General features: G+C 65.5%; 20 protein-coding genes. 13 read left to right on the top strand and 7 right to left on the bottom strand.

From position 1 onward, the window contains the following. Position 1: 1 nt before the first annotated feature. Complete coding sequence (locus HNQ40_RS17590; RefSeq protein ID WP_184679121.1) at positions 2–1,975, top strand: preprotein translocase subunit SecA; 1,974 nt, start codon at positions 2–4, stop codon at positions 1,973–1,975. Between the two features lie 74 nt (positions 1,976–2,049). Here HNQ40_RS17590 and HNQ40_RS17585 read toward each other — a convergent pair whose 3' ends face one another. Then, positions 2,050–2,922, bottom strand: a complete 873-nt coding sequence (locus HNQ40_RS17585) for an efflux RND transporter periplasmic adaptor subunit (RefSeq protein WP_184679120.1) — start codon at positions 2,920–2,922, stop codon at positions 2,050–2,052. A gap of 41 nt (positions 2,923–2,963) precedes the next feature. After that, the gene (uvrB, locus tag HNQ40_RS17580; RefSeq protein ID WP_184679119.1) at positions 2,964–5,039 is read right to left on the bottom strand and encodes an excinuclease ABC subunit UvrB; all 2,076 of its coding nucleotides are present in this window, start codon (positions 5,037–5,039) and stop codon (positions 2,964–2,966) included. A 91-nt stretch (positions 5,040–5,130) separates the two neighbouring features. Here uvrB and HNQ40_RS17575 point away from each other — a divergent pair, with 91 nt between their 5' ends. After that, positions 5,131–5,901 (top strand): DUF547 domain-containing protein, encoded by a 771-nt coding sequence (locus HNQ40_RS17575; protein WP_184679118.1) that lies wholly within the window; start codon positions 5,131–5,133, stop codon positions 5,899–5,901. A gap of 14 nt (positions 5,902–5,915) precedes the next feature. Here HNQ40_RS17575 and HNQ40_RS17570 read toward each other — a convergent pair whose 3' ends face one another. From HNQ40_RS17570 to HNQ40_RS17560, 3 genes are read right to left on the bottom strand one after another with little or no spacing between them, the layout of a single operon-like run. Further along, entirely contained in the window at positions 5,916–7,043 is a 1,128-nt protein-coding gene (locus HNQ40_RS17570; RefSeq protein WP_184679117.1) for a type III polyketide synthase, read from the bottom strand. Then, a complete protein-coding gene (locus HNQ40_RS17565; RefSeq protein WP_184679116.1) occupies positions 7,040–8,227 on the bottom strand; it encodes an NAD(P)/FAD-dependent oxidoreductase in 1,188 nt (395 codons plus the stop codon). Before HNQ40_RS17565 ends, HNQ40_RS17570 begins: the two co-directional genes overlap by 4 nt. Continuing rightward, positions 8,224–8,985 (bottom strand): methyltransferase domain-containing protein, encoded by a 762-nt coding sequence (locus HNQ40_RS17560; RefSeq protein WP_184679115.1) that lies wholly within the window; start codon positions 8,983–8,985, stop codon positions 8,224–8,226. The genes HNQ40_RS17565 and HNQ40_RS17560 overlap by 4 nt, the downstream gene beginning before the upstream one ends. 74 nt (positions 8,986–9,059) lie before the next feature. Between HNQ40_RS17560 and HNQ40_RS17555 the strand changes: the two genes are divergently transcribed. Together HNQ40_RS17555 and HNQ40_RS17550 are read left to right on the top strand one after the other, a co-directional pair. Continuing rightward, the gene (locus HNQ40_RS17555; RefSeq protein WP_184679114.1) at positions 9,060–10,409 is read left to right on the top strand and encodes a TIGR01777 family oxidoreductase; all 1,350 of its coding nucleotides are present in this window, start codon (positions 9,060–9,062) and stop codon (positions 10,407–10,409) included. Between the two features lie 16 nt (positions 10,410–10,425). Beyond that, positions 10,426–11,901, top strand: a complete 1,476-nt coding sequence (locus tag HNQ40_RS17550; protein ID WP_184679113.1) for a cryptochrome/photolyase family protein — start codon at positions 10,426–10,428, stop codon at positions 11,899–11,901. 6 nt (positions 11,902–11,907) lie between these two features. Here the strand turns inward: HNQ40_RS17550 and HNQ40_RS17545 are convergent, their stop codons facing one another. Then, the gene (locus tag HNQ40_RS17545; RefSeq protein WP_184679112.1) at positions 11,908–12,954 is read right to left on the bottom strand and encodes a hypothetical protein; all 1,047 of its coding nucleotides are present in this window, start codon (positions 12,952–12,954) and stop codon (positions 11,908–11,910) included. Positions 12,955–13,046: 92 nt separating this feature from the next. Here HNQ40_RS17545 and HNQ40_RS17540 point away from each other — a divergent pair, with 92 nt between their 5' ends. Genes HNQ40_RS17540 through HNQ40_RS17505 form a run of 8 tightly spaced genes read left to right on the top strand, consistent with a single transcriptional unit; the run spans position 13,047 to position 23,178 of the window. Continuing rightward, on the top strand, positions 13,047–13,496 hold the full coding sequence (locus HNQ40_RS17540; protein ID WP_246402932.1) for an alkyl hydroperoxide reductase: 450 nt from the start codon (positions 13,047–13,049) through the stop codon (positions 13,494–13,496). Continuing rightward, entirely contained in the window at positions 13,493–14,065 is a 573-nt protein-coding gene (locus HNQ40_RS17535; protein WP_184679111.1) for an SRPBCC family protein, read from the top strand. The genes HNQ40_RS17540 and HNQ40_RS17535 overlap by 4 nt, the downstream gene beginning before the upstream one ends. An 11-nt stretch (positions 14,066–14,076) precedes the next feature. Further along, complete coding sequence (locus HNQ40_RS17530) at positions 14,077–14,532, top strand: hypothetical protein (RefSeq protein WP_184679110.1); 456 nt, start codon at positions 14,077–14,079, stop codon at positions 14,530–14,532. A gap of 3 nt (positions 14,533–14,535) precedes the next feature. Further along, positions 14,536–15,591 (top strand): ligase-associated DNA damage response exonuclease, encoded by a 1,056-nt coding sequence (locus HNQ40_RS17525; protein WP_221435612.1) that lies wholly within the window; start codon positions 14,536–14,538, stop codon positions 15,589–15,591. Next, a complete protein-coding gene (locus HNQ40_RS17520) occupies positions 15,588–17,189 on the top strand; it encodes an ATP-dependent DNA ligase (RefSeq protein ID WP_221435611.1) in 1,602 nt (533 codons plus the stop codon). The genes HNQ40_RS17525 and HNQ40_RS17520 overlap by 4 nt, the downstream gene beginning before the upstream one ends. Further along, positions 17,186–19,657 (top strand): ligase-associated DNA damage response DEXH box helicase, encoded by a 2,472-nt coding sequence (locus HNQ40_RS17515; RefSeq protein WP_184679108.1) that lies wholly within the window; start codon positions 17,186–17,188, stop codon positions 19,655–19,657. Before HNQ40_RS17520 ends, HNQ40_RS17515 begins: the two co-directional genes overlap by 4 nt. A 41-nt stretch (positions 19,658–19,698) precedes the next feature. Then, positions 19,699–20,421 carry a ligase-associated DNA damage response endonuclease PdeM gene (pdeM, locus tag HNQ40_RS17510; RefSeq protein ID WP_184679107.1) on the top strand — a complete coding sequence of 241 codons (723 nt, stop codon included), beginning with the start codon at positions 19,699–19,701 and terminating at the stop codon, positions 20,419–20,421. Between the two features lie 33 nt (positions 20,422–20,454). Continuing rightward, positions 20,455–23,178: a hypothetical protein gene (locus HNQ40_RS17505; protein WP_221435610.1), complete on the top strand. Its 2,724-nt coding sequence runs from the start codon at positions 20,455–20,457 to the stop codon at positions 23,176–23,178. Here HNQ40_RS17505 and tadA read toward each other — a convergent pair. Further along, entirely contained in the window at positions 23,175–23,696 is a 522-nt protein-coding gene (gene tadA, locus HNQ40_RS17500) for a tRNA adenosine(34) deaminase TadA (protein WP_184679105.1), read from the bottom strand. The genes HNQ40_RS17505 and tadA overlap by 4 nt on opposite strands. A gap of 68 nt (positions 23,697–23,764) precedes the next feature. Here tadA and HNQ40_RS17495 point away from each other — a divergent pair, with 68 nt between their 5' ends. Continuing rightward, positions 23,765–25,342 carry an ABC transporter substrate-binding protein gene (locus HNQ40_RS17495; RefSeq protein ID WP_184679104.1) on the top strand — a complete coding sequence of 526 codons (1,578 nt, stop codon included), beginning with the start codon at positions 23,765–23,767 and terminating at the stop codon, positions 25,340–25,342. Positions 25,343–25,347 lie beyond the last annotated feature (5 nt).

Genomic DNA, 25,347 nt, shown 5'->3' with positions numbered 1-25,347 from the left:
GATGAGTCGACTCGATCCACCAGTTGCGTTGCCGCCCAGTTCGTGGTGGCGGATGCTGGCCAGCCGGCCCCCGTCCCCGCGTCTGCCCGAGGGCCTCGACGCGGCCTGGGAGGCGTGCGCCGCGGCGATCGTCTCGCGGCTGCCCCGCACCCGGCGGTACCTCAAACGGGCCGACGCGGTGATCGCATTGGCCCCGGAAATCGAATCGCTACACATCGACGAGCTCCGGCAACAGGTCCTGGAGATGCGGGCGGTGTTCCGGCGGGGTCGTGAGACGGCCGACGATGTGACCCGTGGGTTCGCGCTCATCCGCGAGTCGGCGTTCCGCGCGATCGGGCTGAAGGCCTACCCCACCCAGATCGCCGCGGCGTTGGCCATGCACGACGGCTGCATCGCCGAGGTCGCCACCGGCGAGGGCAAGACGCTGATCGCCACGCTGCCCGCGACCGTGGCCGGCTGGGCCGGACGCGGCGTGCACGTCATCACGGTCAACGACTACCTCGCTCGGCGGGACGCGGACCTGATGCGGCCGGTCTACGAGGCGTGCGGCCTGACCGTCGCTTCGGTCACCAGCGACATGGACCCGCCGGTCCGCCGCGCGGGCTACGCGGCGGATGTGACCTACACCACCAACAAAGAAGCCGCCGCCGACTACCTCCGCGACAAGCTCACCCTGGGCCCGCAGCGTGGCCTGACCGACACGATGCTCAACCAACTCATGCTGGGCGGCGGGCTGGGCGACAACAACCCCGCCGGGGCGGCGCAGCGCGTCGTGATGCGCGGGCTCGAGCACGTCATCGTCGACGAGGCCGACTCGGTGCTGATCGACGAGGCCGTCACGCCGCTGATCATCTCCGGCCCCTCGCCCAATGCCCAGCAGGTCGAAGCCTTCATTAAAGCCGCGGAACTCGCCCAGGTGTTTGAGGTCCGCAAAGACTTCACGGTGAACCGCCAGTTCCGCGACATCCGGCTGACCAGCCGCGGCCGGAACAAGGTCGCCGAGGTCACCGAATCGCTGGGCGGCATCTGGGCGGGACAGCGTCGGGCCGAGGAGATGATCGTCCAGGCGATCACCGCCCGGGAGTTGTACGTCGCCGGCATCCAATACGTCGTGCAGGGCGACAAGGTCGTGATCGTCGACGAATCCACCGGCCGGCTCATGCCCGACCGCGAGTGGCGCGACGGCCTGCACCAGGCGGTCGCGGCCAAAGAAGGTGTGGAAGTCGAACCGCCCAAGGCGACGATGGCCCGTGTCAGTTTTCAACGCTTCTTCCGCATGTACCGCAACCTCTCGGGCATGACGGGCACGGCCTGGGAAGAACGCCGCGAACTCTGGCAGACCTACCGCACGCCCACGGCCTACATCCCGACCCACCGCCCGATCATCCGCAAGCTGGCGAACGATCGCATTCTGCCGACCGAGGACGCCAAGTGGGACGCCGTCGCGGACGAGGTCCAACGCCTGCACGACACCGGACGGCCGATCCTCGTGGGCACACGCAGCGTCGGCGCGAGCGAAACGCTCAGCGAACGGCTGACCCAGCGCGGCATCGAGCATCAGGTGCTCAACGCCATCCGCCACGCCGAGGAGGCCGAGGTCGTCGCGGCGGCGGGGCAGCGTGGCCAAGTCACCATCGCCACCAACATGGCCGGGCGTGGCACCGACGTGAAACTCGGCGAGGGCGTGGTCGAACTCGGCGGCCTACAGATCATCGCGACCGAACGCCACGACTCGCGCCGCGTGGACCGGCAGCTGTTCGGCCGGGCGGGTCGGCAGGGCGACCCCGGCGATGCGGTGATGTTCCTGAGCCTGGAGGACGAGTTGATCCGCCGATACGGCCGCCTCCGGTGGGTGCCGTTCTTCTTCCAACGCGCTCAACGCCGGGCACAGTCGCGTTCAAGGGCGATGCGCAAGCAGGTCCTCAAACAGGACGAACAGATCGCCGATTCGCTGGGCTTCGCCGGGGTGGAGTAAATCCTCTGTCTTTGCCGCTTGCTGCTCAGCACTCGGACGCTTAGCCGCAAGCGGCAAAGACAGATATCGGCACGTTAATCAAGAAAACCGTGTGATTCGGTCGACACCGCGGCGGCGGCTTCTCCGCCCACGGCGTCGGGATCGACCCACACGGCAAAGCCGGAGGGCAACGCTTCGTCGGCGTTGTCGATCTCGAACACCACGCGGAACGTTTGGCTGGCTGGGTCGATCACCGGGTCGATGGTGATCAGCTTGGCGTTGAACGACAGCTGCCGCGACGCGTCGGTCGCCAGGGTGTACTCCCGGCCGACTTCGAGTTTGCCGTAGTCGGTGCTGGGCAGGTGGAAGTGGGCTTCGAGCGGGTCCATCGCCACGAGGGTGAGCAGTTGGTCCTGCTGCGTCAGCGAGGCGCCGGCCTCGGCGTCGATCCGCAGGACTCGGCCGGTGAACGGGGCGAGCACCGCGTAGCGCTCGAGCCGGGCGCGTTCGAGTTCGAGTTGAATCTTGGCCAGTTCCTGCTGCTCGCGGGCTTGTTCGAGCTGGGCGGCAGCGGTTTCGGCCTGCAGCTTGGTCCGGCGGACTTCCCATTCACTGGCGGCGTCCGAACTCTGGGCTTCGAGGATCCGTTCCACCTGGATCTGGGCGTCTTCCAGGACCAGCTCGGCGTTGCGGATGGCGGTCATGCTGGCCGCCTGAAACTCGGCCGATTTCAGGGAGGCCTGCTGCAGGCTGTCGTCCATGAACGCCAGAGGCTGCTCGGCTTCCACCTTGTCGCCCTCCCGCACGGTGAACTCCTTGAGGATCGAGGGCAGCGGCGCGTTGAGCACGACCTGCTTGCTGGGCAAAACGATGCCCTCTACCGGCTCGGACGACGCGTGGTGGGGAAGGATCGCGACGGCGGCCATGAATGTGAGCACGCCGATCTGTTTCGAGAGTGATTCAAGCATCCCGGGGTCCTTGGGGAGGGGGGGGTGGAGACCGCTACAGGTTACCGCGAAGAGCGTTTCTTGCTGAGCTTGCGCACCTTGGTGCCCGGGGTGCCGGGCTTGGGCTTGGACTTCTTCTTGCTGAGCTTGACCTTGGTCATCGCCGGGGCGGCTTTGATTTCCTTGACCTTGTCGCGGATCGACGCGGCTTTTTCGAACTCTAAGGCCTGGGCGGCCTCGAGCATCTGGGCTTCGAGTTCCTGCAACAGCTCGGCGCGGTCGTACTCTTTCTCATCACCAGACAGCGCATCCTTGGCGGTCTTGCGGGCACGCAGCTCCATCTCGATGCCGCGTCGGATGGCTTTCTTGATGGTCTTGGGCGTGATGCCGTGCTCGGCGTTGTAGGCGAGCTGCTTCTCACGGCGGCGGTTGGTCTCGTCGATCGCTTCCTTCATCGCGGGGGTGACCTCGTCGGCGTACATCACCACGTAGGCGTTTTCGTTCCGCGCGGCCCGGCCGATCTGCTGGATCAACGACGTGCCGCTACGCAGGAATCCGGTCTTGTCGGCGTCCATAATCGCCACCAGCGACACCTCGGGCAGGTCCAAGCCCTCCCGCAGCAGGTTCACCCCGACCAGCACATCAAACTGCCCCTCACGCAGCTCGCGCAGGATCACCACGCGGTCGAGCGTCTCGACCTCGCTGTGCAGGTACCGGCAGTCGATGTCCTGGTCGGCGAGGTACGACGCCAAGTCCTCGGCGAGGCGTTTGGTGAGCGTCGTGACCAGCGTGCGTTCGCCGTTGGCTTTGCGTTCCTGGATCATCTTCAGCAGGTCGGGCACCTGGCCGTCGGCGGGGCGGATATCGATCACCGGATCGACCAGGCCGGTGGGGCGGATGATCTGTTCGACGACCTCGCCGCCGGAGTTTTCGAGTTCGTATTCGCCGGGGGTCGCGCTGACGAAGACGACCTGCGGCCAGAGTTCTTCGACCTCGTCGTATTTGAGTGGGCGGTTGTCCAGGGCCGAGGGCAGGCGGAAACCGTGCTCGACGAGTGTTTCCTTTCGGTGGCGGTCGCCGTGGTACATCGCCTTGATCTGCGGCAGCGTGACGTGGCTCTCGTCGATGAGCATCAGCCAGTCGTCGGCGGGGAAGAAGTCGAGCAGGCAGTACGGCCGTTCGCCGGGCTGGCGGCCGTCGAGGTGGCGGGAGTAGTTCTCGATGCCGTTGCAGAAGCCGACCTCGTCGAGCATCTCCAGGTCGTACTTGGTGCGGGCCAGCAGCCGTTGCGCTTCGAGCAGCTTGCACTCGCCGCGCAGCTCCATGACACGGTTCTCCAGCTCGGCCTTGATCGCGTTGATGGCGAACTCTTTGCGGTCTTCATCCAGCACGTACTGCACCGCGGGGTAGACGTCTATGCGATCGGTGTCGGCCAGCAGCTCGCCCGACGTCGGGTTGATGAGCGCGAGGCTATCGACCTCATCGCCGAACAACTCGATGCGGTACGCAAACTCCTCCGCGGCCGGCACAAGCTCGATCACATCGCCCCGCACACGGAAGCCGCCGCGCTTGAGCTCGAACTCGCTGCGGGTGTACTGCAGGTCGGCAAACCGGCGGAGAAGCTTCTGCCGGTCGACCAGATCGCCTTTCTGGATGGGCACAACCGATTCTTTGTATTCCTTGGGTGAGCCCAGGCCGAAGATGCACGAGACCGACGCGACCACGACCACGTCCCGCCGGGAGACCAGGTTGGTCGTGCTGGCCATGCGGAGGCGGTCGAGATCGTCGTTGCGGGACGAGTCTTTCTCGATGTAGATGTCGCGCTGGGGGATGTAAGCTTCGGGCTGGTAGTAGTCGTAGTAGCTGACGAAGTAGCTCACCGCGTTGTTGGGCATGAGCTCCTTGAACTCTTCGTAGAGCTGGGCGGCGAGGGTTTTGTTGTGCGAGAGCACCAGCGTGGGCTTGCCGACGCGGGCGATGGTGTGGGCCATCGTGAAGGTCTTGCCCGTGCCGGTGGCGCCCAGCAGGGTGCTGTACTTCTCCCCGGCGATGAGGCGCTCGGCCATGGCGTCGATCGCCGCGGGCTGATCGCCCATGGGCTGGAACTCGCTGACGATTTGAAACGGTTGTTCTTCCATGAGGCTTTGATTGTACGCCGCCGATTCCGCCGTGCGGGGAATACAATCCACCCCTGGCGGGGTTAGACCCGCGACACCGGAGACCCTCACCATGCAACGTTTCGTCAACCTACCCCTGACCGCCGTGATTCTTGCCGTTGCGACCCTGCTCGCCCCGTCGAACAGCGTTGCCGAGCCGTCCGCCTTCGATGGCTACGACGCCTTGCTCAAGGCCCACGTGGATGACGCGGGTTTCGTGGACTACGACGCGTTGCATGCCGAGCCCGAGGCGCTGCGCCGGTATGTGGATTCGCTGGCCGACCCCGAAGCGTTGCCGCTGCTCGATCAGCCCGAGGCCAGGCTCGCGACCCTGATCAACGCCTACAACGCGTTCACGCTCCAGCTCATTCTCGACAACTACAATGGGGACGAGGCCCCGCAATCCATCACCGACCTGCACGGCGGCAAGCCCTGGGACCAGGAAATCTGGAACCTCGCCGGCCGCACCCTCAGCCTCAACCAACTCGAGCACGAAATCATCCGCAAGCAATTCGACGAGCCCCGCATCCACTGGGCCGTGGTGTGTGCCGCCTACTCCTGCCCCCCGCTGCGGGCCGAGGCGTACACCGCAGATCGGCTCGAAGAACAGCTCGCCGAGCAAGAAGCCTATGTGCTGAACTTCAACCACCCACGCTACGCCGTGAAGCAGCAGTCCGGCCTGGCCGTGACCAAACTCTTCGAGTGGTACGGCCAAGACTTCGGGCCGGATTGGAAGGCCTACGCCACCGAACGATTGGGTGTACCGCTGACCGACCAAATCCAATTCGTCTCGTACGACTGGAAGCTCAATTCCAAAGCGAACGCGGCGTCGCTCAAGAAGTAGTCCGTATGTGCCGCTTAACGAAACAGCGTTGCTTCGATCGTTAAGCCGGGGCCAAACGCCAGTGCGACCCATGGAAGCGGGGTGGCTTGCTGGCGGAGCCGGTCCAGAATGAACAGCACCGTCGGCGAGGACATGTTGCCACACTCGCGCAACACCTCCCGCGAACCGTCACCGGCCCCTTCGGGCAATCCGAGCGATTCTTCCACCGCCGTGATAACCCGCGGCCCGCCGGGGTGGATCGCCCAGCCCTGAATCTGCTCAACGGTCAGGCTCTGCTCAGCCAGCCAGGGTTCGATCCAGTTACGCAGGTGCTGGTGGATGAGGTCGGGCACCTTGGGCGAGAGTGTCATCTCAAACCCGTGGTCCCGGATAATCCATGTCATCAGGTCACGCGAGTCGGGCAATAGGCAACTGCCGTGGGCCGTGGCACGCGGAAGGTTAAAAGAGTCGTCTCGACGCGCAACGGGTTCGGGCTTTCCGACCACCGCGGCAGCGCCGTCGGCAAACAACGCGTTGGCGACGACTTTCTGCGGGTCCCAGCCGTATTGGAAGTGCAGGGTGCAAAGCTCAACGCAGCACATCAGCACGTGTTGATCCGGCTCGGTGATCGCATCGGCGAGGCTCCGCGCCACACGCAGCCCGTTCATCGCGCCGTGGCAGCCCATAAAGCCGACCATCGTTCGGCCAACCGTGGGCGGTAAACCCAACGCATCGATCAGTCCGATGTCCACCCCGGGTGCGGAGAAACCGGTGCAGGACACAACGACGAGTTGTCCGACCTGTTTGGGGGCGACACCCGCGTCGTCCAGCGCCGACCGGCAGGCATCGAGCGCCAACGGCAGGGCTTCCTCGGGGTAACGACGCATGCGGTCGGAGAGCGAAGGCCCGCGGTCGTTGGCGTCGGAAGCGGGCGGGTAGAACGCCAGCATCCGGTCGTGCACGGGCAGCTTGGCGTGGCCGTTCTTGGCGTTGACCACCACGCTGTGGCGGCGTTCGACGTGGGCGCGTCGGTAGAGCGTGGGCAGCAGCTTCCGCTGGCGTTCGTTGCTGCAGGAGCAGGGCAAAGCCGAGGCGGCCATGGCTTCTTGTTCGAGCGCGTGGGGCGGTTGTGCGGTGCCCAGGCCCTGGATCAAAAGACTCATGCGAATGATCCTTCCCTTGTGTATGGCGTTGGAGCAGGATCACTTGCGGTTGCGGGGGCGGCGATGCGACGGACCAACGGGTTGGCGATGCCCGGCCAGGCGGACAGCGATCGCACCACCACGCGTGTTAACCACGGCCGACGCAGCGTTGCGGCCACCAGCTTGCACCCCGCCTGGCGGTTGCGGATACGGGCGCGGTGGCGTTCGACCCACCTGATTTCTTGAGAGGTGTCCCATTTCTGGACCGCTTCGGACGCAACTTCGCTGACGGCACTCCCGCCCGCGATCGCCCAAGCCATCCCCTCGCCGGTAAACGGCTCAACGTAGCCCGCGGCATCTCCCACGACGAACAGCCCCGGCCCCGCGATACGCTTGCGGGTACGCGTCAGGGCCGGGGTGGCTCGCCAGCGTTCGACGTCGTCCATCGGCCAATCGTGATCGCCAAGCCCGGACTGCTCGACGAGCCGTCGCGCCGCCTGCGCGATCCCGCCCGCTTGCTTGATGGCGGCGGCATCGATGGCGGCGGCGAAGTCGAGCCGGCCGTCTTCGAGTTCGACCACGCCGAGGTACCCGTCCTGGCCACAAGCCATCGCGATCGTGCCGCGGGGGATCGTGGGTTGAGTGACGGGTGATCGGGTCACGCCGCCCAGGCCGATGCGCGAGGCCGGGGCGGTCTCGACGCGGTAGCCTTCGACCGCCGAGAGGCTGGACCCGCCCAGGCCGTCGGCGATGACCAGCACGCGTGCCACCACCGAGTTGCCCGAGCCCAGCGACACCCGGTGTCCTTCCTCGGCGGTCCCGCCAAGCGTCTGCACTTTGGCGGAGACGCCGTCGATGAAGTCCGCCCCGGCCAACTTTGCCGCTTCGATCAATGCCCCGTCCAGCGCCCCGCGTGACAGCGACACCCCGCGTGGCAACGGCACATCTGCTGACCTGCCACCCGCGATCATGTGCAACCGCTCCAGGGGTCGACCGCCGAGTCGCTCGACCAATCCGGTGATTCCAACCCGCTCCAGCGAGGTGATCGCGTATTGATTCAGGCAGCACCCGCAAACTTTCGGGCGTGGGAACGATTGCTTGTCGACTAGCCACACCGAGTGGCCTTGCAACGCCAATCCACGCGCTGCCAGTGCGCCAGCGGGCCCCGCCCCGATCACCACGGCGTCGATGCATGTTTCACTCACGACACGCCTCCCTTATCTGCCGAGGAAGCGTTCCATTTCAGTAGCATCCGCCAGGGGAAGCGGTGTTGCACGGTCGCGCCCTGCAAACCCGCGGCGTGGGCGAGGGCCAGCAGTTCCTTCGGGGTCCACGCCGCGCGGACCGAACGCGGGCCGTCCACGTGGACCACCGGGCTGCGCGACAGCAGACGGGTGCCCGCAACCGTGATGGCGTAGGCGACCGGGCCGCGACGCAGGTCGTTGATCAGCACGGTAGGCGACGCCGCTTTCATCTTTCCGAACACCGCCACCGCCTGCTCGGCTGTGAGGTGGTGCATGAAGAGGCTGTTCATGGTGAGGTCGAACGAATCGGGCAGCGGCTGCTCGAACACATCGATCGGGATCCAATCGATCTCTAACCCCGCTTGCCGGGCTTGCTCGGCGGCGAAGTCCAGGGCCACCGGGCTGACATCAGCCCCGGCAAACGCCACCCGCAGTCCTTTGCGTTTCGCACCACGGGCGAGCTGGATCAGCACGTCGCCGCCCCCGCAGGCCAGGTCCAACACACGGAGAACCCGTCCGGAGTTTCTCGCCGCTGCTTTCTCGATCGAGGGCCACAACATAGCCGCCGACCGGGACACGCGGTTGATCCGCCCCAGTCCGCGCAGCGCCGCTTCGTGCAACGCCGGGTCGAGCTCGGGGTCGTCCATCACCTCCGGCACCAGACGCCTCTGCGAGACGCTGGGCGGAAGTTCGGGTTGCGTCGTCGCGATCGCATCCATGCGTGAAGTATATGCACCGCTTTGGGGCTGGCCCGGTGGTGAAGCCCGAGCCCTTTGGGTCTACCATACACCTCATGTTCAAACGCCGATTCGAGAAAGTCACCGAGATCCCCGCACCGCAGCACGAGGTGTTCGCGTGGCATACCCGGCCCGGCGCTTTTGAGCGGCTCACCCCGCCCTGGGACAACACCAAGGTGCTCGAGTTCGGCGGCATCCGTGACGGCGAGCGTGTCACCCTCCGCGTCATGGCCCCCTGGCCCCGCAAGTGGGTCGCCGAACACGAAGACTTCATCGCGGGCCTGCAGTTCAAAGACCGGCAGGTGTCCGGCCCGTTCTCTGAGTGGGTCCACACCCACCGCGTTGAGCCCACGCTCGACGGCAACGCGCTTCGGTGTGTCATGCGGGACTCGATCGAACTGAAGCCGCCGTTCGGCCCGTTGGGCAGCCTGGCGTATGCCCTGTTCATCCGCAAGCAGATCAAGAAGATGTTCGACCACCGCCACGCGACGCTCGTGGCGGACATGGTTGACCACCAGAATTTCACCCGGGGACGCAGCCTGACGGTGGCGATCACCGGCGCGTCGGGCATGCTGGGGCGGGCGTTGTCGGCGTTCCTCAGCACGGGCGGCCACCAACCGCGGCCGGTCGCACGCCGCGACGGCCTCACCTTCGACCTGGACGCGATCGCCGGGGCGGACGTGCTGGTCCACCTAGCGGGCGAGCCGATCGCGCAGCGTTGGAGCGAAGACGTGCGTAGCCGGATCCACCGCAGCCGCGTCGACCGCACCCGCCTGCTGTGCGAACAGCTGTCGCGTATGCCCCAGGAAGCCCGACCCCGAGTCATGCTCAGCGGGTCGGCGATCGGGTACTACGGCAACCGCGGCGATTCCCTGCTCACCGAAGACTCCGCCGCGGGCGAGGGCTTCCTGGCCGACGTTGGCCGAGAGTGGGAGGCCGCGACCCAGACCGCCACGGACATCGGCATCCGGGTGGTGAATCTGCGTACGGGCATCGTGCTGCACCCGCGCGGCGGGGCGCTGAAAAAGATGCTGCCGATCTTCAAGATGGGCCTCGGGGGTCGACTCGGGCGGGGCGATCAATACATGAGCTGGATCACGCTGGACGACCATATCCGGGCGATGATGCACGCGATCTTCGACCGGAAGATGAGCGGGCCGGTGAATCTGGTCGCACCCGAGCCGGTGACCAACCGCGAGTTCACCAAAACGCTGGGGCGGGTCTTGCGTCGTCCCACGGTCTTCCCCGCGCCGCGATTTGCGTTGCGCCGGGCGTTTGGCGGCATGGCAGACGAAGCCCTGCTCGCCGGCCAGCGGGTCGAGCCGATGCGTCTGACGGGCTCGGGCTTCACTTTCCGTCAGCCCCACCTCGAACAAGCGCTCCGCGAGTTGCTTGGGCGTCCTTAGCCGCCTATGAACAGGCATGAATCAAGCCCCGGTGACGATCGTCTGGTTCCGACAGGATCTGCGTTTGGCGGACAACCCCGCGCTGCTCGCGGCGGTGGAGCGTGCAAACGAACAGGGCGGGGCGGTGGTGCCGGTGTACATCTGGTCGCCGGAAGAAGAGGGCGGTTGGGCGGCGGGCGGCGCGCGGCGGTGGTGGCTGCACCACTCGCTTAGGTCCCTGGATCAATCGCTGAAAGCGCTTGGCTCTCAGCTTGTGCTTCGTGAAGGCCCCACCCAAGAAGTTCTCGAAGAATTGATCACGCAAACATCCGCGTGCGCGGTGTTCTGGAACCGGCGCTACGAGCCGGCCTCGATCGAGCGTGACCAGAACATCAAGCGTTGGTTGCGTGACGAGCGTTCGATTGCCGCGGAGAGTTTCAACAGCCACCTGCTCTACGAGCCCTGGGAAATCGAGACCGGCGGCGGGGGGCCGTACAAAGTGTTCTCGCCGTTCTGGCGGAACGCGAAGAACCAGCCCACTCCCGACCTGCCGCGCGAAGCGCCCGAGTCGATCCCCGCGCCGAGTCAGTGGCCGGCATCGGTCGTACTCGAAGCCCTCGGCCTCGAACCCACGCGGGACTGGAAAGACGGCCTGGCCGAGGCGTTCACCCCCGGCGAACCCGCGGCGCAGGAAAAACTCGACACCTTCCTCGACGACGCGATCCGCCAATACAAAGACGACCGCAACTTCCCCGCCAAGCCCGGAACCTCCAAGCTCTCGCCCCACCTTGTGCACGGCGAGATCAGCCCGCGGCAGTGCTACCACGCCGCCCGCAAATTCATGGCCGACGGCCGACGCAACCTCTCCAAGGACGAACTCAAGCAGTGCGAACACTACGTCCAGGAACTGGGTTGGCGTGAATTCGCCTACCACGTGCTCTACCACTTCCCCGAGACGCCACGCGAGCCGCTGCAGAAGAAATACGCCCGCTTCCCGTGGAAAGAAGATGCCGAGCATCTCAAAAATTGGCAGCGCGGTCAGACGGGTTACCCGATCATCGACGCGGGGATGCGTGAGCTGTACGCCACCGGCTGGATGCACAACCGGGTGCGGATGATCGTCGCGTCGTTTCTCGTGAAAGACTTGTTGATTTCGTGGGAACAGGGTGCCGAGTGGTTCTGGGACACGCTGTTGGATGCGGACTTGGCGAACAACACTTTGGGCTGGCAGTGGGCCGGGGGCTGCGGGGCGGACGCGGCGCCGTACTTCCGCATCTTCAACCCGATCCTGCAGGGCGAGAAGTTTGACAAGGACGGTGAGTATGTCCGGCAGTGGGTGCCGGAGATCGCGGCCTTGCCCGACCGCATCTTGCACAAGCCGTGGGAGGCTCCGCCGATGCAGCTCGCCGCGGCGGGCATCACGCTGGGCGAAACGTACCCGTACCCCATCGTCGATCACAAGCAGGCCCGCGACTCGGCGCTGGCCGCGCTCGACGCGGTTAAGGGGCAGTGAACACCGTCACTCCAAAATGATGATGGGCAGGTCGTTCTCACCGGGAGCGCCCGGGCCCACGGGCACCTCACCGTCAACCGGCTCGAGCCCGACCGCTCCGCCCAGCGGCTCGGTGGCGATCGCCAGATCAAAACGCGGCCCCCGCGGCTCAGCGACCGGCAGCGGCATATCCCTTACCACGAAGGGGACTTCAACGGTGCGCGTCTGCCGGAACAGACGCACGACCATGATCACATCGTCGGCCGGCCCCACGGAGAAGCGTTGGCTGCGGCTGGTGTTGTCGCTATTGCCCCCGTGGCGGTTCGCTTCAAACTCGACGCCGTTCCGCCGGTAGAACTTGATCTCCTGGATCAGCGGCTCGATCGAACGGGCGTATCGCCACTCGATCATGGCCGGCTGGTTGTTGTGGGCCTCGATCAAGCTGATCGACATCGGCGAGTCGTCCATGTCCGTGACGCGGAACTTTTTATCCACGTAATCCGATAACGGCGAGAAACGCAGCACCCGTTCGGGGCCTTGGGATAGCTCCATCTTGAGCTTGCCCCGGAGCTCGGTGATCTCGTCGGCGTGTCGCGACGGAGCGGGGAGGTTGACGTAGATATCGAAGTAGGGCTTGCCGTTGCGCTGACGGTTGGCGTGGATCTGCTGCTGGTGGCGGTTCTGCCGATTGGGATCGACCTCCAGCTCTTCGCCCGCCGAGGTGATGACCGAGGTGATCTCGATATCGCGGTACGACAGCGGCTTCGTGTCGGTCTCGTAGAAGCAACGGAAGTTGATCGAGAGCTGGTTGTTTCGGTGGCGGGGCTCGCCCTGGTCGTCGAAGCTGATCGACCGGTTGAGGTTGAAATTCGACGGCACCAGGTTCAGCTCGATACCCGGGTCTTCAGCTAAGGCGTCGGCGAAGGGTTCGGCTTCGGCGGGGGCGTTCTCGTTGGGTTCGGCAAACGGATCGGCTTCCGCCTCGGGCCCGCCGCCCGCGGCAAGGGCGGGCTGCCCGACGCTGAACCACGCCAAAGCAAAGCTGGTCAAGACTCCAAAAAAGATCGTTCGCATCGCGGTACTCCCGGCCGGGCATGATGAAGGCGGCATAACAAAAGTATATGCCAAGGACTGCCGAAACCCGACGGACCGCCTAGTGTTGGGTGATGCAGATTCGCAACTCACAAGCCACCCAACCACCGCCCTGGATGTCCTGGGTGCTGTTCGCCGCGGCGGGATACAACCTGGTGTGGGGGGCCTGGGTGGTGCTGTTCCCGGAGCACTTCTTCACGCTGGTGGGGATGGAGCCTCCACGCCACCCCGCGATCTGGCAGTGCGTGGGCATGATCGTCGGGGTCTACGGAATCGGCTACGCGATCGCGGCGACCAACCCGCTGCGGCACTGGCCGATCGTGCTGGTGGGGCTGCTCGGCAAGATCCTGGGGCCGATCGGCTATGTCGACGGGGCACTGATCCGCGGTGAGTTGTCTCCCGCGTTTGGCTGGACCATCCCGACCAACGACCTGATCTGGTGGGTCCCGTTCGGGCTGATCCTCTGGGCCGCTTACCGCGATCGTCCTCTCAAGACGCCCGAGGCCGAGGCGGTTCCCACATGAGCCCGCACGATCACCCGTCGACTCCCGGCGAGATCCATTTCGAACGGGATGGTCGGGACTACGTCATGCAGGCCCGGCAGTGGCTGCCCGCCGACGCCATGAACATCTGGGCGTTCGTCGCGGACTGCCGGCACATGAATCACGTGATCCCCGGCTTCATGCAGTTCGACATCCTCAACCTTTCCCCGGACGAGATACCCCCGGCGATCGCCCCCGGCGTCGAATACGAGTACCGGCTACGGCTCCACGGGATCGGCGTGTGTTGGCGGACCCGCATCACCGAGGTCGAGTACCCCAGACGATTCGTCGACGTCCAGGCGGCTGGCCCCTACGCACACTTCTCTCACCTGCACACCTTCGAACCCGAAGGCGGAGGCACCACGACCCGCGATGTGATCCGCTACCGCCCGCCGGGTGGGCCCGTGGCGGGCTTGGTGGATGCGGCGATGGTGCGGCGCGATCTGCGGAAGCTGTTTGAACACCGCCATCGACGGATGACCGAGCTTTTCGCCGAGGACGCCGAGCCCGCGACCCGGTTTTTCAACCGAGAAGCAAACGCCATCTCTTAAGATTGGGTTTCATGTTCGAGGCGATTCTTCTCACGAATGCGGCGGCCACCCTGTACATGGTCGGCCTGATCTGGATGGTGCAGCGGGTCCACTACCCGCTGTTCGATGGCGTGAGCGAGCCACAATTCGCGGCCTACGAGGCACGACACACGCGCGCCATCACCCCGATCGTTCTGCCGCCGATGATGGTGGAGTTGGTTTCTGCGGTTGGGTTAGTGATCGTTAAACCTGATGCAGAATTGGGGCTGGTGCTGCCCGGATGGATGCCATGGGTGGGGCTTGGCTTGGTGTTGTTGGTGTGGGGCGTGACTTTTTGTTGCTCGGTGCCTCAACACGTGAAACTGGCCAGGGGGTTTGATCCAAAGGCTTGCCGCCTGCTGGTGAACACGAATTGGTTGCGGACGGCGGGCTGGACGCTGCGCGGCGGGCTGGTGATCTGGATGTTGGCGTTGGTGATGCGGGGGTAGCCGATGGGTGATCGCGATGACCGGCTGATCCGCCCGACCGAACGCGGACTCTATTGCGAACAGGGCGGTTTCTACGTGGACCCCTGGCGACCCGTGGACCGCGCGGTCGTGACCCACGCCCACTCCGACCACGCCACCCCCGGCAGCCAGCGTTACCTCTGTTCGGAAGTCGGCGTCGAAGTCCTCCGGCCACGCGTCCACAACGGCGCGAAGATCGAAGGGATCGCCTACGGCCAGACCACCTGCATCAACGGCGTCGAGGTCAGCCTCCACCCCGCGGGGCACCTGCTGGGCTCGGCCCAGGTACGGGTCGAACACGCCGGGCGGGTCGAGGTGGTCACGGGTGATTACAAAACGCAGCCGGATAAGACCTGTGATCCCTTCGAGCCGATCCGTTGTCACCGGCTGATCACCGAGTGTACGTTCGGATTGCCGATCTACAAGTGGCGGCCCGAGGCCGAGATCGCTGAGCAGATCAACGCGTGGTGGCTGGCCAACCAAGCGGCGGGGAGGACCAGCGTGGTCTTCGCCTACGCCCTGGGCAAGGCGCAAAGGGTGTTGTCGCTGGTCGACCGCTGCTTAGGCCACATCGTCGTGCACGGCTCGGTAAAGCGGTTCTGTGAGGTGTACGGCGCAGCGGGCGTGGACGTGCCCGGAGTGACGACCTCGACCGCCGAGAGCCGCAAGGCGGTGAAGGGGAAGGGGCTGGTTGTTGCCCCGCCGTCGGTGCTGGGGACGGCATGGCTCAAGAAGTTTTCGCCCGCGTCGCTCGCCTTCGCTTCGGGGTGGATGGCGGTACGTGGCAACCGCCGACGGCGTGGGGTGGACCGCGGCTTTGTGCTGTCGGATCACGTGGATTGGACCGGGCTGCTGGAAACAATCAAGGCCACCGGATGCGAGAGCGTCGGCGCTACGCACGGGTACACGGCCGTCGTCGCCCGCTACCTGCAAGAGCAGGGGGTGGAGGCGGACGAAATATCCACGCGGTACGTCGGCGAACTCGACACCGACACCGAAACCTCGACCGAGCCCTCCACGGAAAGCAGCGACTCGGCGTGAAGTTGTTCACCCGCCTGTTCATGGAAGTCGACGCAACGACGCGGACCTCGGAGAAGACCGCAGCGCTACGACGTTATTTCGAATTGGCTCCACCGGCCGACGCGGTTTGGGCTCTGCGTGTATTGACCGGGCAGAAGCTGATCCGCGCGGTGCCTTACAAACGGCTGCGGGCGTGGGCGGCCGAGGCGGCGGGGCTGGAGCCTTGGCTGTTCAACGAGTGCTACAGCGCGGTGGGCGATCTATCCGAAACCCTTTCACTGGTCCTGCCCGAGCCTGCCGAGGCCAACGACGATCCGCTCCATCAGATCGTGAGTGAGCGGATCCTGCCGCTGGCTCAGATGACCGAGGCCGAGCAGAAGGTGTCGGTGATGGAGACCTGGAAGTGCTTCGATCAGACCCAGCGTTTCCTCTTCCACAAACTGATCTCCAGCAACTTCCGTTTCGGCGCGGCTAAAAAGGTGGTCATCAACGCCTTGGCCCAGGCCGCGGAAGTGGACGCCGCGGTGATGCAACACCGCCTGAGCGGGAAGCCGATCGAGCCCACGCCCGGGGCGTACGAAAAACTGCTCGCGGGTTCGGAAGACGACGACGCCCGGCCGTACCCGTTCTACCTGGCCCATCAACTCGAAAGCGATCCCGCGGCTCTGGGCGACATTCGGGAGTGGGCCGCCGAGTGGAAGTGGGATGGCATCCGCGCCCAGATTATCCGGCGGGGCGGGCAGACGATGGTCTGGTCGCGTGGGGACGAACTGATCACCGAGGCCTTCCCCGAGCTTCGCGCGGTCGGGGATGCGCTGCCCGACGGCACGGTCTTGGACGGCGAGGTTCTGGCCTACGAAAACGGCCGACCCCTGGGTTTCTCGTTGCTGCAACGACGGCTGAACCGCAAGCGGATGGAGCCGATGCTATTCGCCGATGTGCCGGTGGTGTTCATGGCCTACGACCTGCTCGAGCAAGGCGGCGCCGATGTCCGTGATTTGTCGACCCGAGAACGGCGTGCACGACTCGAGGCGGTGTTGCCGGAAGAGCCGAGTGTAAAACGCTCACCACTGATCGAAGCAACGGATTGGACCGGCTTGGCCGATTTGCGTGAAGAATCGCGCGAACGCGGGGTCGAAGGCGTCATGCTTAAACGCAACGACGCCCCCTACGCCGCAGGGCGGGTCAAGGGGGCGTGGTGGAAGTGGAAGGTCGATCCGTACACAGTCGACTGCGTCATGGTCTACGCCCAGCGGGGCAGCGGGCGGCGCAGTTCGCTCTTCACCGATTACACCTTCGCTGTGTGGTCCGGTGAGCCCGGCAAGAGCGAACTGGTCCCGGTGACCAAGGCGTATTCGGGCCTGACCGATGAGGAGTTCGCGAAGGTTGATCACTTCATCAAGACCCACACCCTGGGCAAGAAGGGCGCTTTCCGGCAGGTCGAGCCGGAGCTGGTTTTTGAGATCGCCTTCGAAGGGATCAACGAATCGGACCGTCACAAATCGGGCATCGCCCTGCGATTTCCCCGCATGCACCGCTGGCGGACCGACAAAAAGCCTCAGGATGCGGATACGCTGGAGTCGTTGCAGACACTGCTGAGGGCGACCACTTCCCGATGAATCCCGTTGAGTCCTGGTTCCGAGATGCGGTGGGCGAGCCGTTTGCGTTTCAGCGTGACGCGTGGGCGTCGCAGCTGGCGGGCGAATCGGGACTGCTGCACGCCCCGACGGGCATGGGCAAGACCTACTCGGCCTGGCTGCCGTCGCTGATGCGGTGGTGTGACGGGCATCCCGAGCAAAGCACCTGGCAAGACAAACAAACCGAACCGATTCGGGTGCTCTGGATCACGCCGTTGCGGGCGCTGGCGACCGACACCGAGGAGAACCTCAAAAAACCCATCGGGGCGTTGGGCTTGCCGTGGACCGTGGAGCGACGCACGGGTGATGTGTCGGCGACGGTCAAAGCACGACAAAAGAAACGGCTGCCCAGCGCGTTGGTCACCACGCCCGAGAGTTTGTCAGTGCTGCTGTCCTACGCAGACGCCCGGCAAAAATTCCGTGGGCTGCAGACCGTGATCGTCGACGAGTGGCACGAGCTCATGTCCACCAAACGCGGCACGCAGACCGAGCTCGGCCTCGCCCGGCTACGCACGTGGAACCCCGAACTCTCGGTCTGGGGACTCTCCGCCACCCTCGGCAACCTGCCCGAGGCGATGGACACCCTGCTGGGCCCCGGCCTGGCTCCCACCGGCCAACTCATCCACGGCCCCGACCACAAACAGATCGAGATCACCACGCTCCTGCCCGACGACATGGACCGCTTCCCCTGGGCGGGCCACCTGGGCATCACGCTGTTGCCACAGGTGCTGGCGGTCCTGGAAAACGCGGGCAGCACGCTGCTGTTTACCAACACGCGTTCACAGGCCGAGATCTGGTTCAACGAGATCATCGCTAAACGCCCCGACTGGATCGGCGAGGTCGCGTTGCACCACGGCTCGATCGACCGCAAGTCACGCCAGGCCGTCGAAGACCTGCTGCGCCAAGGCGGGCTGCGGTGCTGCGTGTGCACGTCGAGCCTGGACCTCGGCGTGGATTTTTCGCCGGTGGAGCAGGTGATCCAGGTGGCGTCGCCCAAAGGCGTGGCCAGGCTGCTGCAGCGGGCCGGACGCAGCGGGCACCAGCCCGGCAAGGTGAGCCGGGTGATCGGCGTGCCGACGAACGCGCTGGAGATCATCGACTTCGCGGCGGCGCGTGATGCGGCGGCGGCCCGCCGGATCGAATCACGGCGGCCGCTGGATCGGCCGCTGGACGTGTTGGCTCAGCACCTGGTCACGTGCGCGATGGGCGGCGGCTTCACCTCGGGCGACATGCTGGCCGAGGTCCGTTCGAGTCACGCCTACCGCAACCTTACCGACCAGGAGTGGGAGTGGTGTCTCGACTTCGTCCGGCGGGGCGGAGAGACGTTGAAGGTCTACCCGCAATACGCCCGGGTCGTAGAAGACGACGACGGACGCTTCGGCGTCGCCTCGAACAAGATCGCGCGCAACCACCGCCTGGGCATCGGCACGATCACCTCCGACGCCGCCATCGCCGTGAAGTTCGCTAACGGCAAGAAGCTCGGCACCGTCGAAGAAGGATTCGTCGGCTTCCTCAAGCCCGGCGACAAGTTTGTCTTCGCCGGCCACCTCTTGCAGCTGGTGCGTGTCCGCGCGATGGTCGCCACGGTGAAGAAGGCCAAGGGCAAGAAAGCCCAGGTCCCGCGTTGGCAGGGCGGCCGCACCCCGTTGAGCACCCAACTCGCCGACGCGGTCCGCGCACGGCTCGACGACATCAGGCAACGCGGCAGCTCCGCGGACGACCTGCCGCCCGAGATGCGGGCCGTTGCCCCGTTGCTGGAGCTGCAGACCCAATGGTCCGTGGTGCCGGGCAGCGGCAAGCTGCTGATCGAAACCACCACCAGCCGCGACGGGCACCACACGTTCCTCTACCCGCTGCAGGGCCGACTGGTCCACGAAGGGCTGGGTACCCTGCTTGCCCACCGGCTGACCCGCGAAGCGCCCCGGGCGGTGACGGTCACCGTGAACGACTACGGCATCGAGCTGCTCTCGCCGGAAGATCCGGAGCTGACCGAGGCCGACTGGCGGCGTCTGCTGCACCGCGACGATCTGCTGGAGCATCTGCTCGAAGCGCTCAACACCTCCCAACTCGCCCGGCGGGCTTTCCGCGACATCGCCCGGGTCGCGGGGCTGATCCAGACCGGATACCCCGGCCAGCAAGTCACCAACCGCCACCTCCAGGCGTCTTCGGAGCTGTTCTTCGATGTGTTCACCGATTTCGATCCCGACAACCTCCTGCTCGACCAGGCCCGGCGGGAAGTACTGGAGCAGCAGCTTGAGGTCACCCGCCTGACCGCGGCACTCAAGGAGTTGGAGCAGATGCGGCTCGAGCCCCGCCAGACCGAGCGGTTAACGCCGATGGCGTTTCCGCTGTGGGCTGAGCGATTGCGTGAACAACACCTGACCAGCCAGTCGTGGCAGGATCAGGTCGGTAAAATGGTCATGAGGTTGGAAGCGGCCGCGGGCCGGTAGACATGCCCGGAGGCACCCACGATCGGAACGGAGTCCTGACGATGAGTGAACTCGAATGGGGCGGACAGACGTGGGGCCTACGCCCCGACCGCTCGATGATTTGGAAAGAACAGCGGACCCTGATTATCGCCGACCCCCACTTCGGGAAGTCGGACCACTTCCGCAGCGCCGGCGTCCCCGTGCCCCGCGGGACGACACGGCACAACCTCGAACGCCTCGACGTCGCCCTCGAAGCCACGGGTGCGAAGCGGCTGATCGTGCTCGGCGACTTTTTCCACTCACGCAACGGCGTCACCGAGGAGTTGATCGAACAGCTCCGGGTGTGGCGCAACCGCTGGGACGGATTGCGTGTCATCAATGTCCGCGGGAATCACGACCGCCAAGCCGGCGACCCGCCGTCCTCGCTGGATATCGAATGCGTGTGCGGCCCTTGGCGTGACGAATCCGATCAAGCGGTGGCCTTCGCCCACGAGCCGGACGTGGTCAGCAACGCGGTAACGCTGTGCGGCCACATCCACCCCGCGGTAATTCTGGAAGGCCTGGGCAAGTCGCGGCTCCGCGCGGCGTGCTTCCACTTCAAAACCCGGCAGGCGGTGTTGCCGGGGTTTGGCGCGTTTACCGGGATGAAGGCGATCCTGCCTAGCCGTAAGGATCGCGTCTTTGCCGTGGGGCCGACCGAGGTGGCCGAGGTGTTCGGGGCCACCGCAGCGAACCGGCGGTCACGCCAACCCCGAAAGCCCACCGCCTCCGAACCCGCCGACTGAGCGCCCATGCCCTACCGGACCGTCGAAACATGGATGCACAAATTGCCGCTCGCCCAAGGACGCGGGCGGGTTGCGGTGCTTTTTGTGACCGCGTTATTGACTGCCGCGCTGGCCGGCTTCGGGATCCCGCGTTTGTCGGTGACCAGCCTCGGCTCGCTCTTCGACGCATCCAACCCCGGCGAGCAGCGCTACGCCGAGTACCGCGAGCTGTTTGACACCCGGCAGGAAGCCATCGTGCTGATCGATACGGGGGAAGCAGGCGAACACGAAGCTATCGCGACCGAAGCGGCGTACGCCTTAGGTGAATCTCTGGAAGAAGAGCCCAAGGTGGCGACGGTGCATTGGGGACTCAACCCCGCGCAGTCCAGCCCGAAGCTCATCCGCACGCTCCCGCTGGAAGACGTAAAGGCTCTCAGTTCCAGCATCGCGCAGCTCAAACCTCTTCTTGAAAGTGACACGCCTAGCGCGTTGCTCAACGCCGGCATGGCGCGGGCCATGCAGAGCGCGATCCAGACCATCAGCAGCGACGATGAGGAAGGACCTAACCTGGCCGAGGGTGCGGCGGTCTTTGTCGGGCTGATGGACGCGATGACCCAGCGCATGCAAACACCTCCCGAGGAACCCGTTGACCTCTGGGCGGCCCTGGCCACCGCGGCCGGCCAACCCGAATGGGAACTGCTGCGCTCGGCAAGCGGCCGACTGCTCGTGCTCCGCGTCGAGCTTGCGGAAGGCATCGATGAGCGGCCCGGCTACGAGGGCTCGCTGGCCGCGCTCCGTCGGCAGGTCGAAACAATCCGGCTGCGTTTTGAAACGCTGGAGCTGGGGGTCACCGGGTACGTGCCCACCAGCCGCGAGGCGGAGTCGGTGATCCGCACCGCTTCACAGCGTGCCGTGGGCGGAGCGCTGATCGGGATCTTGCTGCTTTCGGGGTTGGCGTGGCGGAGCTTATGGCTTCCGGTGGTGGCCGTCGCGCTGCCCGGTGTTTCGGCCGTATGCACGCTGGGGCTGATCGGGTTACTGCTTGGTGAGATCAACGCCCTGGCGATGATCGGCGTTGTCCTGGCGGGCTTGTCCTCACTCTACGGCGGGTTGTTCCTGGCGGGGGCCTGCGCGAGGGGAGCGGATCGCCGAACGGGAATCGTGGCCGTGGGCCCGGTGCTGGCTCTGGCGTGTTTGGCGGTGTGCGGGGTTGCAGCATGGTTCATCGTGTGGGACGAGCAAGCCATGGCGGTCTTGGGGTTAGGTGGGTCCGGCCCAGCTGTGATGGGGCTGCGTGAGGCGGGGCTGATCGCGATGCTTGGCATGGTTCTCGCTTGGGCAGTCGTGGTGATGGTGGGCACGGCACTATTGCCCGCTAACCGCTCGCCCCATACTTCCTCTAAAAATGCGTCGCGCGGCGAGTTGGCCCAAACCCTGGCGGAGGCCAGCGCCAACCGGCCACGCATCGCATGGGCCTTGGCGGTCGTGGTCGTGGCGGGCATCGGGGCATCGGCCGCGTTCACGCCCCGGGGTGCCGAGACGTCGGGCTTCATCCCCGAGCAAACCGAAGGCGCGATCTGGCGGGAGCGGGCCTGGGTCGAGGGCGGGGAGTGGGACATGCCGTTGTCGATCCTCGCGCGGGGTATGGAGGATGCTCAGAATCGAGCGACGGCGCTCCGCGCACTCCCTGAGGTCGAACAGGTCACCGGCATCGGCCGACTACTCCCCGAAGACCGAACCGCGATCGACGCCATCATGAACGAGATGGAAGTGTCGCTCGGTGCCGCGGCGCGGTCCGCCGCCGCCCTCGCGAAAAGCCCTACTCAGACAAGCCCCGTCGATCTCATCGATCAGGTCCAGTTGATCCGCCAAGGGATCGGGCTGATGCCCGCAGGTACCAAACAAGACCTGGGAGATTGGCACCCGAGGATGATCGAAGCGGCTGAAGGTTTTGTCCGCGAAGCGGAGTCGTTGGATGCGCAGGAACGGCAGGCTCGACTCACTGCACTGCAGCGCGACTACGACGTCACCCGCCGCGAAGCAGGCACGCTGGTCACGGGGATGCTCGACCCCACGCCTTTGACGGTGACGGACCTGCAACGCAACGGCGGGCTCTTTGCGTCCTGGTATGCGTTGCCCGACGACGCGGCGGAAGACGCCGAACCGTGGTACCGCCTCAAAGCCAGCCCTCCATCGGGCGCAACGGATTGGCCCTCTGCTCAGGCAATCGTTTCATTTCACGATTCAGTCCGTGAGATCGAACCCGAAGTCACCGGGTCGCTCGAACGCACGATGATGCGAAGCGGGTCTTTCTCGACGCTGTCGATTGCTCTGGTTGCCATCGCGGGGCTTGTGTTGCCCGTGGTGATCGTGCTCTGCGGATTGGGCGTGTGTTCGGGCTTAGGCGCTGGCTTGGGGATCGTGACGAGCGGGTTGGTCATGGTCGCGGGGGTGGGTTGGTTGTCTCAACCCATGACTGCGCTGAGTTGGAGCGTGTGGCCGGCGGTGGGCGGTGTGGTTGTGCTTTGGATCGGCGCCCGTGTTCGGCGTGACGCATCACAAGTCGAACTTTTGACGCTTCGACATGCCGCGGGCGGAGAGGCGTTCGGCCTGGTGGTCGCGGGGGGGTTCCTTCTGGCGGCCGGGCTGCGCTCTGCGCACGCGCCGGGGCTGACCGCCACCGCCGTCGCGGCGTGCCTTGCGATCGCAATCCCCGGGCTGCTCATGCTGATGCTTATCCCGGGCAAGGCATCGCCGGCGGGCGCCAAGTCTGTTTAATCAGCAGGCCTGGGGCGGGGCTTATCCGGAGCACTACCTTTCCCACGCCGAGCGGCGAAGAAATCTTTGAGTACCTGTGAACATTCGTCCGCCAAGATGCCCGACCGGTGGGTTAAACGGTGGTTGAACCTCGGCTCGGCGCAGAGGTGGTGCAGCGTATCGACGCACCCCATCTTGGGATCGGCCGCGCCGTAGATCAGTTCGCCGATCCGGGCGTTCACGATCGCCCCGGCGCACATCGGGCAGGGTTCGAGCGTGACCGCCAGGCCACAGGTCTCCAGCCGCCACACGCCGCGCTGACGGGCCGCTTCCCGCAGAGCAATCACCTCGGCGTGGGCGGTGGGGTCGGCGTCGTTCTCGCGGAGGTTGTGCGCGGTGGCCATCACCTGCCCATCCTCCAGCCGGTAAACCACCGCACCCACGGGCACCTCGCCGAGCTCGGCGGCGCGGCGGGCCTCGTCCAGCGCAAGGCGCATGAAGTACTCGTCGCGTTCGGGGCCGGGGGGTGGCGGGGGCATCGCCAAAGAGTTTAACGCAGGCCATTTTTTAACGGGAGACCCACCCCGGCTCACGCTAAACTGTTCCCATGCGAGAACACCTGGCGAAGATCGTGATCGTGACGTTGATGCTCCTGGTGGTGGGCGTGCCCTTCCTGCTCCGCCCCAACGACGCCTCGGGCAAGCTGACCGACAGCGACGGCGCCGGCGAACGCCTGATCATCTACACCCCGCACAACGAGCAGATCCGTCTCGAGATGTCCCACGCGTTCAACGCCTGGCGGGGCGAGCAGGGGCTGTCGCCGGTCAAGTTCGACTGGCGTGCCTCGGGCGGCACCTCGGACCTGCGTAAAACCATCCTGGCTCAGTTCGAAGCCAAGGCCAAAAAGAGTCAGGAAGACAGCGGCATCGGAGCCGACCTGTTCTTCGGCGGCGGGGAATACGACCACAACAAGCTGGCCAGCGGGCTCAAGATTAAACGAGACGGCGAAGAGGTGAAGATCGCCGTCGCCGTGCCCGCGGATATCCCTCAGGCGGTTCTTGACGAGGCGTTTCCTCAAGCGCTCATCGGCGGCGAACAGCTTTATCACCCCGACAAGCTCTGGATCGGCACCGCGTTGTCCAGCTTCGGCATCGTCTACAACCGCGACCTCCTGGTCATGCTCGATCTCAAAGAACCCACGACTTGGGCCGACCTGACCGACCCGGCGTACCAGAACTGGGTAGCGCTGGCTGACCCCGGCCACTCCGGCTCGATCGGGGCGACGTTCAATACCCTGCTCAAGCGCACGGGGTGGACCGAAGGGTGGGCGGTGATGCGTCGCGTGTTTGCCAACGCCCGCTACTTCGCCAGCGCCGCCAGCAAGGTGCCGGTCGACGTCTCTTCGGGTGAAGCCGCGGCGGGCATGTGCATCGACTTCTACGGTCGCACCCAGGCCGGGGCCATCGCCGCGGCGGGATGGTCGGGCGACACCGAAGGCCAGGGCATGAGCCGTGTGGGTTACGCCGACCCCGTTGTTGATGGCAAGAGCATGACGGCGACCACGGCCGACCCGGTGTCGTTGCTGCGTGGCGCGCCGCACCGTGAGACCGCCGAGCAGTTCATCACCTGGCTCCTCAGCAAAGAGTCCCAGCGGCTCTGGCAAGCCAAGCTCGACACCGAGGGCGGCCCGATCCGCTACGAACTGCGTCGGCAACCGATCCGCGCCGACCTTTACACCGCCGAGGAGAAAGCCACCTGGTCCGATCCTCAGATCGACCCGTACCCCACGGCCGTCCCGATCATGCCCGGCATGCCGGACTTTTTCTCGGCGGTATCGCCCGTGTCGCAGGCGATGGCGATCGATGTCCACCAGGACCTGATCGCCGCCTGGCGGGCGATCCTTCGTACTCCTGATGATCACCCCGACAAGCCAGAGATGCTCCGGCTGTTCGACGAGATGCCGCCAGAACTGACGCTGACCTGGCCGGACGAAGAGCTGGCTAACGATTGGCAGTCGGCGGTCGGTGACGTGGATCACCCGCGTCACTCCGAAGCGGCGGGCGTACTCGCGGATTTCATGGACCGCTTCCGTGGCCGGGACGATGACCAAAAGCTCAAGGACAAGCTGGCCTGGACCTTGTTTTTCCGTGACAACTATCGGCAGATCGCCAGCATGGGCCGGTGATTCGG

Source organism: Algisphaera agarilytica (assembly GCF_014207595.1).
GTDB classification, from domain to species: Bacteria; Planctomycetota; Phycisphaerae; order Phycisphaerales; family Phycisphaeraceae; genus Algisphaera; species Algisphaera agarilytica.
Note: the sequence above shows the minus strand (reverse complement) of the source record. Positions and strands in the feature narration are given on the sequence as shown.